This window comes from Arthrobacter sp. ISL-30 (assembly GCF_018613855.1).
Taxonomy (GTDB): domain Bacteria; phylum Actinomycetota; class Actinomycetes; order Actinomycetales; family Micrococcaceae; genus Arthrobacter.
Genome location: NZ_JAGGPK010000054.1, coordinates 1 through 14,476, shown reverse-complemented (window position 1 = coordinate 14,476; position 14,476 = coordinate 1). Strand labels below are relative to the sequence as shown.

The window sequence follows — 14,476 nt, the reverse complement described above, 5'->3', positions numbered from 1 at the left end:
CTTCATCGGTTGGTGCCGCAGGACGACGTTGCTCTCTTTAGACGATATGCCAGTGAGCCGGTGATGTTCATTCCCGTGCTGTTTAACTGGCTGTGCTTCCCGTGCGGTGCCTGGGCAGCCGCACGGGAAGCAAGGTTAAGCCTGGGGTTCGGGGTTACCGGTACAGGTGGCTGCTGAGGTCGTTGGACGGTTTGACGGTCAGGCCGATGACCAGGAGGCCGTAGATGCCGGCGGCAATCAGGATGAAGCCTGGCATGAACGTGTTTCCGGTGGTGTCGATCAGCCATGTGGACAGGTAGGGGCCTGCGCCGCCGCCGATGACCGCGCCGGTGCTGTGGCCGAAGGCGACGCCGGTGTGCCGGACCCGGGTGGGGAAGAACTCGGACATGGAACCGTAGGTTCCGGCCTGGTTCAGGGCGTAGGGGATGATGCCCAGGCCAAGACCGAGCAGGGCGAGGATGAATGAGCCCTGGTTCATCATGATGAAGGACGGGATCGTCAGCACGATGTAGGCGGTGTAGGAGATGAGCAGGAGCTTCTTGCTGCCGATGCGGCTGCCGAACTGGCCGGCGAACGGGATGAGCACGGCGGCGAACAGGACGGCGATCAGCACGATGGTGGAGGATTCGCTCTTGCTGAAGCCGAGCACCTCGCTGAAGTAGACGGCAACGAACACGGTGCCGATGTAGGTACCCAGATTCTGGACCAGGGAGATGGAGATGACCTTGCCGAGCGCCTTGGGGTATTTGGTGATGACTTCCTTGAACGGGCCATGGGCGGTCGCGTCCCGCTTTTCCAGGGCCTTGAACTCGGGGCTGTCCTCAACCTTGAGGCGAAGGATCAGGCACAAAGCTGCCAGGGGGATGGCGAGCAGGAAGGGAATGCGCCAGCCCCACTCGACCATCGCTTCTGCGGGGGCGATCATGGCAGCAAGTGCTGCCATGGCCGCGGCGAGGGCCTTGCCAACCTGGGCGAAGCTGGGCACGAACGAGATGAACAGCGACCGGCGGTTGGGCGCTGCCCATTCGCGGATATAGGCGGTGGCTCCGCCGATCTCACCACCGGTGGAGAAGCCCTGGAGCATGCGCAGCAGCACCAGAAGGATGGGGGCCCAGATGCCGATGACGTTGTAGCCCGGGAGCATTCCCATCAGGCCCGCTGCCAGGCCCATGGTGGTGATGCTCGCGATCAGGCTGGTGCGGCGTCCGTGCGTGTCGCCGAGCCGGCCAAAGAAGTAGGCGCCGATCGGGCGGACGATGAAGGCTGAGCCGAAGACCAGCAGGGTGTTCAAAAGCCCCAGCGTCGGATTATCCGAGGGGAAGAACACGACGGCCAGCGTGGCGGCAACGTAGCCGTAGACGCTGAAGTCGTAGTACTCGATAAAGGTGCCGAACACGGCCACACCGGTGGCCTTCTTCGCCCCCTTGCGCTGATCCGCAGCGCTGACGGTTTCCGCGGCAATACTCATGGTTGTTTCTCCTGTCGCCTTCGACTAAATGAGACTGGTGTAAGAGATAAGACTCACAACAGTGTGATCGGAGTCATGTCACAAAGTCAACTCTTTTCTAACATTGCGTTGTCAGATAAGCTGTGGTTATCTAAGAACACAGTGTCAGAAAGGCCTCTTCACTTAGCCGTCGGGCACTTCGTACGGAAAATGGTCCCACGTCGCAGATGATGTGGACACCGCTGGTTCCTGCCGTCAGGTGAGGCCACCGCACTACTTCAACCCCCAAGGATTCACAGTGACGTCTATCTACATCTCCGATCCCATCCACGCGGATGTCCTGGCTGACGTCCAGGCCGCAGCGGATGTTGTCCACCTGGGTTTCGGCCCAGAAAAGGTCGATTACCTGGCCATTGCGGACTCGGTGGACGGCATCATTCTCCGCACCGAGACCTTCACCCGCGAAATGATCGAAGCCTCCCCGAAGCTGAAAATTATCGCCCGCCACGGCGTCGGAACGGACAACGTCGACCTGGCCGCCGCTTCAGATAACGGCGTATGGGTCACCGTCACCCCGAATGCGAACAGCAATGCTGTGGCAGAGTACGTGTTCGCCCTGCTGCTGTCGGCGGCCCGGAAGACCGGACCCGCGGTGGAGCTGGTCCGCTCCAAGGTATGGTCCGATGGCAAGGCCGGTCTGGTTGGCTTCGAACTGTCCGGCCGCACTCTCGGGATCGTAGGATTCGGTGCCATCGGCCGCCGTGTGGCCGCAATCGGGCAGGGATTCGGCATGAACATTATCGTCTCGGACCCGATTGCACACAGCCATGACGTGGCCAAAACCGGCGCCGCCCTGGTTGAACTGGAAACCCTCCTGCGGGAATCAGACGTCATCACCGTCCATGCACCGTTGCTGCCATCCACACACCACATGATCAGCCGGCACGAGATCGCCCGCATGAAGAAAAACGCCTTCATCATCAACACCTCCCGCGGTGGCCTCATCGACGAAGAAGCCCTGGTCGAGGGCCTTGAATCAGGTGCCATCGCCGGTGCAGCCCTTGATGTCCTCGAAGCCGAATCCGTGGACATGAAAAACCCGCTGCAGCACAACACTCTTCCCCTGGGCAGCACCGCCGGACTGGTCGTCACCCCGCACATCGCGGGCCAGACCGAGGATTCCCTGCGCGCCATGGGCTCCATGTCCTGGGCAGAGGTCCGCACAGTGCTCGATGGCGTACGGCCGCAGTACCCGGTCAACGCCGACAACATCCGTATCACCCAGGCCGCGGACGCCTAAGCGTCCCGCATCCACTCTGCAGCAACACTGCCACCCCCTGTCCGGGGTATCGATTACAAAGGAGTCATCTTATGAGCACGACTATTACTCAGGACCGTCACCGGGAGGTGGTGGACGCGCTGGTCGGGCTTGCTCCCGACGGTGTCGCGTACGTTCCCAGCGCCAGTATCGCCCCGATCATTAACGGCGCCCTCGAGGCCCAGGAAAAGGGTGATCTTCCCCTGGTCTACGCAGTGTCCCGTGAAGAAGAAGCGGTTGGCCTGGTAAGTGCGTACCCGTTCGCGGACAAGTTCGGCGTGATCATCATGCAGGACAACGGTTTCGGCAACGCCCTGACCGCTTTGACCACGATGGCCGTGTCGTACCACCTGCCGCTGCTGATCGTGGCGAACACCCGCGGTGGGCTTGGCGAGTACAACTCGATGATCCACAGCATCTCCGAGCCCGTCCCGGAACTGCTGCGCTCATCGAACATCCCGGTGTTCCGGGTGGACCGCAGAAACCCGGCAGAAGACTGGGGCGCCACCGTGAAAGAAGCCGGCAACCACGCAAAAATGACATTCCGCCCGGTCGTTGTCCTGATGGAGTTCTACGACCACAAAGACGCAAAGGCCAAAGCATGAAACGCATCGAAGCCCTTCAGGCCATAGTTGACGCAACCCCTGACCTGCCGGTCGTTGCCACCTGCGCGGCAACCAGCCGCGAGCTCGCTTCCATCGAGGACAGGGAAAACAACCTGTACCTGCTGGACGCGATGGGTCTGGCCATCTCGGTCGGCACGGGCCTGGCCCAGGCCATCAAGGACACGAACGTTTCCCGCGCCGTCGTCATCGAAGGCGACGGGTCGCTGCTAATGAACCCCGGCGCTGCGATCACTGCCGGCTACCTGGCCCCCGAGAACCTCGTCGTCGTCCTGCTGGACAACGGTGTCTACGCCTCCACCGCCTCGATCCCCACCCAGGCAGTCACCATTGATCTGGGCCGGTTCGCAGAATCGGTGGACCTGAAGGTCCTGCGCGCCAACAACACCGAAGAACTCGCGGTGGCACTGAAGCAGACCCTGACCGAGGACGGGCCCTGGTTCATCCACGCCCGCACCGAGCCGGGCAACGAACCCGGCACCAAGCTGCTGCTGATCGATCCCGTGGTCCACGGCGACCGGTTCCGCCGCTGGCTCACCCCACGCCTGAGCGCCTAACCCCCACAACCCCTGCGGGCCCGTCAAAACTGGCACCGGCCCGCAGGCCTAACCCCACAAGCCCCTGCGGGCCCGGAATGGCACCGGGCCCGCAGGCTATTCCCCAAAGTATGTAACAGGAGCAACACCCATGAGTACTGGAACCACCCTGGACTTCAACGAAACCCAGCTGTTCATCGGCGGGGAATGGATACCAGCACAAAACGGCGCAACACTGCCGGTCATCAACCCCGCCACCGGAGAAGCATTCGCCCACGTCTCCGACGCCACCGTCGAAGACGGCCTGGCCGCCCTGGACGCAGCCTGCGCCGTCCAGGACGCCTGGGCAGCAACCCCCGCGCGGGAACGCGCCGACATCCTGGGCCGCACCTACCAGGGCATCATCGACCGCCGCGACGAGTTTGCCCGCCTGATCGTGGACGAAATGGGCAAGCCCTGGGCCGAAGCCCAAACCGAAGTCGACTACGGTGCCGGGTTCTTCCGCTGGTTCGCCGAATCCGCCGGACGCCTCCACACCGAAGGCCAGTTCGGAATCGAGCCCGGCTCGAACTACCACATCGCCGTCTCCAAACGCCCCGTCGGCCCTTCCCTGCTGATCACCCCGTGGAACTTCCCCCTCGCGATGGGAGCCCGCAAAGTCGCCCCCGCCCTAGCCGCCGGCTGCACCACCGTGCTCAAGCCCGCCGGACAGACCCCACTCACCTCCCTCCTGCTCGCCCAGGTCCTGCAGGAAGCAGGCGTCCCCGCCGGCGTCGTCAACGTCGTCGTTACCGGCAAATCCCGGGACCTGATCGGGGCGATCATGAACGACGAACGCGTCCGGAAGATCTCCTTCACCGGCTCCACCCCGGTCGGCAGGGTTCTGCTGGCCCAGGCCGCGCAGAACGTCATGAACACCTCCATGGAACTCGGCGGCAACGCGCCCCTGATCGTTTTCAACGACGCCGACCTCGACACCGCCCTCGAAGGCGCCTACCTCGCCAAACTCCGCAACGGCGGACAGTCCTGCGTCGCAGCGAACCGGATCTACGTCCAGTCAGGCATCGCGGCCGAGTTCACCAAACGGTTCACCGAACGCCTCGCCGCAATCACCGTCGGACCCGGCCACGAACCCGGCACCGACCTCGGGCCAATGATCGATGACAAGCAGCGCGCGACCGTCCACGACCTCGTCACCGACGCCGTAGCCAAGGGCGCGACCTGCCTCACCGGCGGCCAAATCATCGACGGTCCCGGCTACTACTACCAGCCCACCGTCCTGACCAACATCCCCGCAGACGCCACCATCCGCGAAGAAGAAATCTTCGGACCCGTCGCACCCATCTACACCTTTGACACCGAAGAAGAAGCCATCCGCGAGGCCAACGGCACCCCCTACGGTCTGGCCTCCTACGTCTTCACCCAAGACCTCGCACGCGCCCTGCGCGTCGCCAACGCCATCGACGCAGGTATGACCGGCATCAACCGCGGCCTCGTCTCCAACCCCGCAGCACCCTTCGGCGGCACCAAACAATCAGGCCTCGGCCGCGAAGGCGGCACAGAAGGCCTCGAAGCCTACCAAGAAACCAAATACACCGGCATCCAACTCTGACCCCCGCGTCCGGGGTCTGAAACGAGAAAGCACAAGATGGACAAGTACCTCGACTGGAGCCGCCTTATCGGGCTACCTGTTGAAATACGCCGGCTCGGCGAAACGTTGACCAGCGGGATAATTGATGACGCGACACCTGACTCCACCATCCTGTGGCTGGCGCCAAACGGACCCCAGCACCGCACCATGTACGAGAGATCGATGAAGCACGAAGTCTGGGTCGATCTGAACATCGTTCCCAAAAAACGAGCCAACTCTCCCGCCAGAACAAGCAACAGCGGCACGGACTAAAAGCCGAGCCGAAGGTTAGACCACCCCGGCCGGCCCGTACCCCTCAGCGCAGGGTACGGGCCAGCTGCGTATTCACGGAACGTCCTGCCGGAAATCGGGGCAGAGCTGACGGGATACAGCTGCTGCGGTTATAGGCCCCACTTTTCACCGACCATGCTTGCTAAAACACCAAACCGCGGTCCCCTTATCTAACAGTGCCCTCTTATATAATCGGGGTCTTCACACGGTTGGTGGCAGTGTCATCGGGGAACTTATCCGCGACTTGATTCTCATTCAGCCGAACCGGTACTGCCACCGTCAGACTCCCCAGGCCTCGATCGACGAAGGCGCGCCCCAATATCTGCAAGGACTCCCCATGTACATTAATGCCCCCACCGAAAACATCACGGTCCTCCCGAACTGGCCCAGACCCTCAGATGAGATTGTCCGCGCCCTGGCCGAATTCCCGCCTGCCCTGATTGGCGATGTTCGTAACCGCATGGACATGATGTCCGCAGAGATACGTTGCCTGACTCCCGGGATACGCCTCGCCGGCGCCGTGCTGCCTATCCAGGTGTGGGAAGGTGACAATCTGGGCATTCACCGCGGCCTGGATGAGGCGAAGCCGGGCGATGTGCTCGTTGTTTCCGCCAACAGCGTTACCAACCGCTCCGTCTTTGGCGGTATCCTCGCCGAAATCTGCCAAAGCAAAGGGATTCGCGGAGTCATCATCGACGGCGCTGTCCGCGACATCGAAGAGATGACTGCCATGGGGATCGCGGTATTCGCGCGTGGAGTCGTACCCGCCGGACCTTCTAAAAACGGGCCCGGCGCTGTGGGCAAACCCGTCGCGTGCGGCAACGTCGTTTGCAACCCTGGCGACATCGTTATCGGCGACCAGGACGGCATCGTCGTCGTCCCGCTGTCCGAGGCGGGCGGTACCCTTCAGCGGCTCCCACTGCAGGCAGACCTCGAGCGCCAGATCCTCGCCCGGGTCAAAGCCGCGGCCCAGTAACGCGTGAAGGACCGCCCGAATCACACGAAGACCCACCAGTTGCCCCTAAACACGCCGCGCGTGCCCCTCTAACGCCGGTGACCGGAGACCAACTATGCCGAAGGCCATGTCAATCATCATCGAACGCACGACCACGCAGCACGAGATCAGCAACTGGAACAGGCCATCCAGCTGCTCCAAGACAATGCCACCGATTGTGGCATTCTCGTTACGAGACACAGCTTTGGAAGGTTCACGGCCAGGCTTAGCCCTGCGGTCGAATTTGGGCTCACCCAAGAGCTGGATCTGCTCTGAAGCCACCTGCCTCCGGAACGAAAACATGCCTGTTGAGGGCGCTCCCCCGCCCAAACTTGTTCGCCGATAACCGAGATTATGTCAACTAAAGTTGCTATAGCTTCTTTGCTTGTCAACTACAGTTGCAAGCACTCATACTTGTCACTGTAGCAATTGGCGGGTGATGAAGGGAAGCGCGATGGGCTGGTTTACCGAAGGCAGCGACCACGAAGGCTACGTCATTTGCGTCTTCGCCGACGGCATGTACGGGGCCGGCGGCAGGTGGATGGAAATCAGCCTGATGACGCCGGATGGCCGGCCGGTCGGGCATGAGGAAGACCCGACCCGGGAGGCGTGGCGGCCGCCGTCCCAGGTTGTGGGCTGGCGGGTTGCCTGCAGCTGCGATTCATCCGGGAAACACGCCATCCTGGACCCTTTGTGGACACGGGTCTGGGATCCTGCCGACGAGGACGCCGCCGCGGGGCGGATCTACGCCGGACCGCCCGCCAGCGCCGACGCCGCTGATATAGACGACCGCGAGGATTTGGAGCCAGTGTTCCTGGATGTGTGGCACCGCCATATCGCCCCCGACATCTCGCTGCACACCATCAGCACCCTGAGCCGCAGCCTCAAGGACCTCGAAGCCCAACTCGACGACGCCGTCGCCGCAGCCAGGTCCGCGGGCGTCTCATGGGACAAGATCGGACGGGCTTTCGGCATCAGCCGGCAAGGGGCCCAGAAGCGCTGGGAAAATACATCCGCCGCTGCGGCCGACTGACCCGAAGGCAAATGACCGTCCAACGGCCTTTCCCTCCACGGGCCACCGCCCTCGCCGGCGGGTTCATCTGGAGAGGTCTCTCCCCTGCTCTTGCCGGCTTCCAGCCCGCGTCGGGCGGTTGGTCCGTAGGCTACCGTGACAGGTAGAACCATTGGGGGTGACCATGGCTCAGACGAAGGAACCGGTGCCGCATGCGCGGCGCTCTGCTCCGTACTGGGAGTGGGTGGAGATGTACCGGCGGGGTATCGCGCCGTCGAAGATCGCCGACGTCTGCGGTGCTGCCGTGACAACTGTCCGCTATCACCTGCAGATCGCGGCAAAGAGGGATCCTGGTCTTCGCGGCGAGCATGCCGCCGCCCTGCCCCTGACGGTGCGTGATCCGTCCGACGCTTCCCTGCAAAAAATGCAGGACCTCGTCACCTTTTACCAAGCGGAGGGACGGCTGCCGGCAGCTCATGCGAAGTCGTCCCACGAGCAGGCCTTGGTCAGCTGGCTTTACCGTCGGCGCCGGGAATCAGCGCAGGGGACCCTCTCCCCCGTTTTCCGTGATGGCCTGAGCGCCATTCCCGGTTGGGACAAGCTTTCGAGAGGCGAAGCTGCTGACGAGGCCCGATGGCAGCAGCGTCTGCAGGCAGTGAAAGCACTCCGGAGGGCCGGCGGTGAATGGCCCCGGCACCAAAAAACCGACGACCCACAGGAGCGCACACTCGGTGTGTGGCTGCACGGTCAGCGGATCAATTACAAGCGCGGCAAGCTCGCACGGGAGAAGAAGTCGCAGCTGGATAGAGTTCTGCCCGGCTGGCGGGAGGGCCGACCGCGCGGCGGCCGCCGTGCTTCATAACCGAGGACCTCTTCCTGTTGGCCGCTGATGCCCCCTTAGTTTTGCCGGCGAATTGGTACCCGAGTTCCTCGGCCGCGGCGGTCCCGTCGAGGCCGGCGCCTGATAGTCAGTGGAAACTACCGGCTCATGCCTTTTTGCAGGAGCTTCGTTTGGCCGTTGGCGCGCGTTTTGCGGGCCTTCGGATTGCGCCCTGGTCCCTTGGTCACGGCCGCGCTGGGCGGCGTGCCTTGGTCTTGATCCGCGCTGAGCCGTGCCTGTACGGCTTCGCGGTCGGCAACCCCTTCCAAGCTCGCGGCCAATTCCTGGCGACGTTCGGCTGAGTCGTACTTAATCCCGGCTTCTTCGCGTAGCGCCTCGGGGTGTTGGTTCTCTTCGGTGACGTCTTGTTCACGGTCTCGATCTTCCCGGTCGGCCTCGGCCAGCAGCTGCACGGCGTGGGCGTTTTCGTCACGGCCGGCACGGCGTTCCTGTTCCGCCTGTTCGCGGTCCTGTTCGGCCTTCGCCAGGGCAGCGGCCACGGACGTTTCGTCGGCGCCCAAGTTGTCCACGTCCAGGCCGTAACGTCGCTGCACTTGGTCGCGAATTACCTCTGCCGCGTCGCGTGCTGCCGGGTCGTGGTCTTTCCACGCGGTGGCAGCCTCATGGACCCTTTCGATGTCGCGGCCGGTGGTCGTGTCCCACCACCGGTTGTCCATGACGGGTGCGAGCTGGGCACGGGCTGCTGCCCGCTCCGCGTCGAACCGGGCCTGCAGCTCACGGGCCTGTTGTTCCTCGGCCGCCTGTGCGCGGCGCAGCTCTTGCTCGCGTGCCCTGGCCAGCTGCTCACCGAGCCGTCCTGCGACGGTCAGCCCTACGCGTGACATGGCCTCAATGGCCTCATCAATTCCGTCGGATTCAGTCATGGCTTCCCTCCTTGGTGTTATCTCTCAATGTCAGGGCGGGCGCTCCCGCTTTGGGTGCCCGCCTGATTGCGTGCCTGCACGTACTGCGGCGGCAGCACGGAGCCAACGGACCGACCCGAAACCTGGCCGGCCGCACTCGCGCGTACCGCGGCGGTCGCTTCCGTGTCCGCCGTGGGCGTGGTTGCCGGGACGCTGGGCAGCGCGGCAGCAACTTGGCTTAGTTGGTGCTTGACCATGTGGCTGATCTGGCGTGCTCTGCGCAGATCATTTGATGCCTTGTGCATGTCGTGAACGGCCTTGGAGACGTTCAGCAGCTGGCGCAGCATGATCGCCTGCGCTGCGGTTCCGGTGCCGCCCATCGACGCTGCCGTGAGCATGAGGGAGGCTCCGCGGGCGGACGGGCCCACGCTGCGGATGGGGCGGACCGGGTAGCGCCGCAATTGTGCCGTCTTGGACAGCTCGTCTGCTGCTGCTGCGAGCGGGCCGGGCGTTGACTCGGTCGCCGTTGACCAGGCTGCGAAGGCACCGGCTGTCTCGCGGGCAACGTGCGCCCAGGTCGCATGATCGTCCAGCGGGACGGAGCGCAGGGTTTCGCGAAGCCGGGCAACTTCGTCACTGTACTGTTCCCACATTTTCGGGTCCGGTTCGTTCGCTTCACGGCCGGTCGTGACCGGGCGGCGTCCACGTGCAGCTGCCTGCCACTCGGCGACCGCATCGGCGGCACCTTGAGGGTTGTCCGGCCACTCGGCACGGAGCTTTGGCAGGGCGAGATCTTTGGCGAGGTGACCGCCCCCGAACCAGACCGGCCGCCCACCTTTCATGGGCCGTTCTGCCACGCTGTAGCCAACCACCACGTCATCCCGTCCGGACGCGTACCGCGGCCTGACCAGTGCACCGGTACGGCGAAGGCGACGGACAAACTCCGCCTCGTCCTGGGCCGAAGTCGCGCAGGCGCGGACCTTGCGTTCGAGGGACCGGCGTTCCGGTTCCGGCGCTCCCCGCCGTTCGGATGCTTCGCGTTCACCGGGCCGCAGACCACGAGTCGAGTGCGTGGGCGAAAGTTCTTCCAGGCCGTACTTTTTCTCGAGCTCACGGGCGGCTTGTTGCGCGCGGGGGAAGTCCCGCCAGCTGCTCCACTTCGTCCCGTCTTCACGGACCATGGACGCCGCAATGTGGATATGGTCGTTCCCTGCTTTGCTGTGACCGTGACGGATCGCAACCCACTGTGCCGGGGCGTGTCCGCTGGCTTCGGTGAATCCCATCTCGTCCATGAAGTCCTGCGCGATGTCAGCCCATTGCGCGTCGGTCAGGTCGCCTTCCTCGGCACGCAATGACAGTGAGCAGTGCCAGACATGACCGCCGGGAATCTCGACGCCCAGGACGCTTCTGGCCCGGTCCAGTTCCTTGGCAATGGCCTGGGCTGCATCGGCGTTCAGTTCGTCATCGTTGTGCCAGGCCATGAACGACGGTGAGCCAGCGACCAGGTGCGGGTCGGTGTGTTCGTTCGCACGTCCGGGACCGGCAAGGTAGGCGATGAGCCCGTGCATGCGGGTGCCCTTGGTGATGTTGGGAATCATCAGCGCACCATCGAATCCAGCATCGTATTGATCCGGTCAGCGACCGCCCGCACCCGGGTCAGGACAGTGCGTGCAGCTTCGGGGAATTCGTCTGTGGCGTTTGCGTGCCGGGCGAGCTGGTTGACGTTGTTCGACAGGGCAGCAAGGTAGCGGCGGGCCGCAATGAATTCCACGGCCATCGCCCGGCGCTCGGCCAGCGACTCGGAGTTTTCCGCGTACAAAGCGGCACTGACAAGGATCTCCGACGGGCTCCGCCCAGTCCGTTCCTCCAGCACCTTCAACTGCGCGCGCTCGAACTCCGACATCGACACCCGCACGTACTGGGTCTCGCCGTCAATGTTCGCGCGTCGACGGCGGGAGAACCGGCGCGGCGACTTCCGCTCTTCAGTCATCCGTTGCCCCTCCCCCAATGCCCAGCGCAGCGCCCCGGAGTCTCCGGGCCACACTCACGAGTGTGCCGCATCCAGGACCGCAGTCCGTGGATCAACACGCGTGTTATGGCACATAACCGTCTAGCTTGCTCCGGAAAATCACCTGCGCCCGGGTTCGGCGCTTTGCGTGGTTGATCGGTACTGCCCTGCAGGACGCTTCGCGTCTGACTTGTTCAAACGACTGCGTCGTTCCGTTTCGGCTGGTGAGGCTACTGCCCGGTCCTTCCTTGGCAAGTCTCCACAGCTGGCTTTCGCGGCATATCCTCGCTCCGCTCCGGTATTCCACGGTCCAGCCGCTCCGACTGGCCAATTCCTTCACCGGCCAAGTTTCGGCAAGCGTGCCGAAAGGAACGCGGCATAGGGTTATCGAAAGGTACAGTTTTGGCTCTTATCTCACCTAACCAAGTGGCCAGGCAATACGGCGTCTCATCGACGCAACTGCGACAGTGGCGGCGACGGGGCATCGGCCCCGAATACTTCCAGTTCACGGCACGAACCGTCAGCTACTCTGAGGACTATCTGCGGGACTGGTTCAGCGATCCCTGTAACGCCGGCCTTCTGGCCGGTGTTACGGAAGCGGCGCGTGAAACGCCGTGCTCCGAAGGGCGCGTCAGGCGCCGGTCAGCCGCAGAGTAATCGTTAGGCTGGATCCCATGGCTACCCTCGACATTGACCAGACACGCAACCAAGCCCGCGCCCTGCTCGACTCCCGCATCGAATCCGTCACCGCCCTGGTGAAGAGCCGCCAGCGCATCAATGATTTGCGGGATCAGCTCGTCGCTGCCGAACGCGACGACAAGCGAGCCTACGTGCAAGCCACGCGGGACGGATGGAGCGCCGAGGAACTCAAAAAACTTGGCCTCGAACCGGCGGCTGCAAAGCGCCGGCGGACGGCAAAGCGCTCCACAGGGTCGGACCAGGACAACGGCGCATCCTTCGCCGAACAGTGACCCCCACACCCATGACCTGGGTGACACAAGATCCGCGGAGCTGACACCCGAAAAAGGCTGATGGACACAAAAAAGGACCGGAGCAATCCGGTCCTTTTTTGTCCTTCGGCAAAAGGAAATCTTCAATCCACTCTAGCCCACCCATGAAGGTATGCCTGGTAACCAAGCAACGACATCCTTTTTCGACGCTGAGCTGGTGCCGGCAGCACGCGAGCTTGCACCTTGGTATGCGCGGCACTTTGGTGACGATGTGGCGGGGTGCGCGGATTGGCGGTCCGCCGCTGGTGAGCAGTTGCTGTGGTTCGCCCTGAGCGGCGGACCGCCCGACTTTTGGGAGGTTCCCGGCCCTGTCGTGGTGATCGGCGGATGCCTTGCCGGGCGGTGGGGTTCCGCCCGGCAAGGGGTTCTTATGCAGTCTCGGGTTCTTCCTCTGCTGGCTTTCCGCTGTCGATGATCAGCAGTTCAACAACCGATGGCTTGTATCCCCAGTGGACCAGTTGGGTCAGGTAGTCCCGGTGGGTCTGTGAGGGGGAACGCCACGAGTCCTTCGCGATGGTCTTTTCGTAGCCCGCGCAGATGAGCGCGATCAGGGAAAACTCGGGCCGGGCCGTGGATTTGGCCACGTGGGTCCGGAGCGGGTTCCACGCCCAGGTCTTGTCCTCGTCAACCTTTGCACCGACCATCCCGGCGGCCATCTCGCCGTCGTAGCCGCTGGCCGTTTCGGGATGGTGGGTGATCGCGTGGACGGTGAAGTACTGCCAGCCCTTGGGCGCCTGCTTTTTCGCCAGCAGGCCGGTCACGAATTCCCGGCGGACCACCTGCGCGGACAGCATCGCTTTGTTGTTCTCAATCAGGGTTTTGCGCTCGGCCTTTTGCTCCTCGGTCATCGGGCCTTTCTGCGCTGGGCGGCCGCCGTCGTAGCGTTCATACTTCGGCGCAAAACCTGTCTCCTTCCACCCCGCGATCACGGAGTGGGTCCGGTGCTGGCCCCGGTAGTCCGTGGTGATCAGGACGGCGTTGGCATCGTCCTCGGTGGCAGGCTCACCTCCGCGCGCTTCGCGGCGGTGACGTAGAGGTTGTCGTCGTCGGCGTAGTGTCCGGCGTCTTCCACGATGGGCTTGCCCTGGGTTTCGAGTTCGGCGATCAGCGCGGCGAGGGCGGCTGCGCTTTCGCGCCGGTCCCGCAGCTGCTGAGCGACGTGCAGGAGCTGGTCAGGTTCGTCCATGATGACCGACTCGAGCTCGGCCGAGGCCTCTTCATCTGATTCAAACTCGGCCATGATCAGCGCTTCTTCGATGGTCCATCCTTTGCCGAGGGCGGCGGCTCCCGCGCCGGAGGACTTGGCCTTCAATGCGGACTCGACGGTGGTCTTGGTGCGTCCGGTCTTCTTGGCGATCGCGGCGGCCGAAACACCGATCAGGGACAGCTGGTGGTACGCGTCGGCTTCGTCGGCTTCGGTCAGTTCGGCGCGCTGGATGTTCTCCACCACCTGCGTGGTGATGCGTTCTGCTTCCTCGGGGGACTCGATGATCATTACCGGGATCAGGGGCTGCTGCGCTTCGACGGCGGCGCGGGTGCGGCGCTGGCCCATCAGGACGTGCACGGTTCCGTCGTCCTTGCGGTGGGCGATGACCGGTTCCATCACGCCGTGTTCTTTGATGCTGGCAATGAAGTCAGCGGTCAGGGCTGCGTCCTTACGGACGTTGATATCGACTGTAAGGGTGGCGGGGTCGAGCATTTCGAGCGTGGGTGCTGCGTTCATGGTGTTGCTCCTTTTTTGCCGAAAGGGTTGGTGGGTGGGGCGGCCTGTGGTGACCGGCCAGCGTCCCCTCTCCCCCCGTTGTTTTGGCTGCTGGCGAAGCTTGCGGAGCTGTGGCCGACGGAGGCCTGTCTATCCGTGAGG

General features: G+C 63.5%; 14 protein-coding genes and 1 pseudogene. 10 read left to right on the top strand and 5 right to left on the bottom strand.

Annotation, left to right across the window (positions count from 1 at the left end; genetic code table 11):
* Positions 1–154: 154 nt before the first annotated feature.
* Positions 155–1,468 carry an MFS transporter gene (locus tag J7E82_RS18795; RefSeq protein WP_214865416.1) on the bottom strand — a complete coding sequence of 438 codons (1,314 nt, stop codon included), beginning with the start codon at positions 1,466–1,468 and terminating at the stop codon, positions 155–157.
* A gap of 277 nt (positions 1,469–1,745) precedes the next feature.
* On the opposite strand from J7E82_RS18795, the gene J7E82_RS18790 reads away from it, so the two are divergent.
* From J7E82_RS18790 to J7E82_RS18755, 8 genes are all read left to right on the top strand, one after another.
* Positions 1,746–2,747, top strand: a complete 1,002-nt coding sequence (locus J7E82_RS18790; RefSeq protein ID WP_214865414.1) for a hydroxyacid dehydrogenase — start codon at positions 1,746–1,748, stop codon at positions 2,745–2,747.
* A 71-nt stretch (positions 2,748–2,818) separates the two neighbouring features.
* Positions 2,819–3,370 carry a thiamine pyrophosphate-binding protein gene (locus J7E82_RS18785; RefSeq protein WP_251042123.1) on the top strand — a complete coding sequence of 184 codons (552 nt, stop codon included), beginning with the start codon at positions 2,819–2,821 and terminating at the stop codon, positions 3,368–3,370.
* Positions 3,367–3,945, top strand: coding sequence for a thiamine pyrophosphate-dependent enzyme (locus J7E82_RS18780; RefSeq protein WP_214865412.1), 579 nt, complete (start codon positions 3,367–3,369; stop codon positions 3,943–3,945). The genes J7E82_RS18785 and J7E82_RS18780 overlap by 4 nt, the downstream gene beginning before the upstream one ends.
* Positions 3,946–4,075: 130 nt before the next feature.
* Entirely contained in the window at positions 4,076–5,536 is a 1,461-nt protein-coding gene (locus J7E82_RS18775; protein ID WP_214865410.1) for an NAD-dependent succinate-semialdehyde dehydrogenase, read from the top strand.
* Positions 5,537–5,572: 36 nt separating this feature from the next.
* Positions 5,573–5,827: a hypothetical protein gene (locus J7E82_RS18770; protein ID WP_214865408.1), complete on the top strand. Its 255-nt coding sequence runs from the start codon at positions 5,573–5,575 to the stop codon at positions 5,825–5,827.
* A 355-nt stretch (positions 5,828–6,182) separates the two neighbouring features.
* On the top strand, positions 6,183–6,821 hold the full coding sequence (locus J7E82_RS18765) for an RraA family protein (RefSeq protein ID WP_214865406.1): 639 nt from the start codon (positions 6,183–6,185) through the stop codon (positions 6,819–6,821).
* Between the two features lie 457 nt (positions 6,822–7,278).
* Positions 7,279–7,872 (top strand): hypothetical protein, encoded by a 594-nt coding sequence (locus tag J7E82_RS18760; RefSeq protein WP_251042127.1) that lies wholly within the window; start codon positions 7,279–7,281, stop codon positions 7,870–7,872.
* Between the two features lie 163 nt (positions 7,873–8,035).
* Positions 8,036–8,713 carry a helicase associated domain-containing protein gene (locus J7E82_RS18755; protein ID WP_214865404.1) on the top strand — a complete coding sequence of 226 codons (678 nt, stop codon included), beginning with the start codon at positions 8,036–8,038 and terminating at the stop codon, positions 8,711–8,713.
* Positions 8,714–8,829: 116 nt separating this feature from the next.
* Here J7E82_RS18755 and J7E82_RS18750 read toward each other — a convergent pair whose 3' ends face one another.
* The 3 genes from J7E82_RS18750 to mobC are packed head-to-tail and all read right to left on the bottom strand — an operon-like array spanning position 8,830 to position 11,584.
* Positions 8,830–9,615: a hypothetical protein gene (locus J7E82_RS18750; RefSeq protein WP_214865402.1), complete on the bottom strand. Its 786-nt coding sequence runs from the start codon at positions 9,613–9,615 to the stop codon at positions 8,830–8,832.
* A gap of 17 nt (positions 9,616–9,632) precedes the next feature.
* Entirely contained in the window at positions 9,633–11,192 is a 1,560-nt protein-coding gene (locus tag J7E82_RS18745) for a relaxase/mobilization nuclease domain-containing protein (protein ID WP_214865400.1), read from the bottom strand.
* On the bottom strand, positions 11,192–11,584 hold the full coding sequence (gene mobC / locus J7E82_RS18740; protein ID WP_214865399.1) for a plasmid mobilization relaxosome protein MobC: 393 nt from the start codon (positions 11,582–11,584) through the stop codon (positions 11,192–11,194). The genes J7E82_RS18745 and mobC overlap by 1 nt, the downstream gene beginning before the upstream one ends.
* A gap of 444 nt (positions 11,585–12,028) precedes the next feature.
* Here mobC and J7E82_RS18735 point away from each other — a divergent pair, with 444 nt between their 5' ends.
* Complete coding sequence (locus J7E82_RS18735; RefSeq protein ID WP_214865396.1) at positions 12,029–12,259, top strand: hypothetical protein; 231 nt, start codon at positions 12,029–12,031, stop codon at positions 12,257–12,259.
* A 17-nt stretch (positions 12,260–12,276) separates the two neighbouring features.
* Positions 12,277–12,573, top strand: coding sequence for a hypothetical protein (locus tag J7E82_RS18730; protein WP_214865394.1), 297 nt, complete (start codon positions 12,277–12,279; stop codon positions 12,571–12,573).
* Between the two features lie 407 nt (positions 12,574–12,980).
* Here J7E82_RS18730 and J7E82_RS18725 read toward each other — a convergent pair.
* A pseudogene (locus J7E82_RS18725) lies at positions 12,981–14,335 on the bottom strand (ParB/RepB/Spo0J family partition protein).
* Positions 14,336–14,476 lie beyond the last annotated feature (141 nt).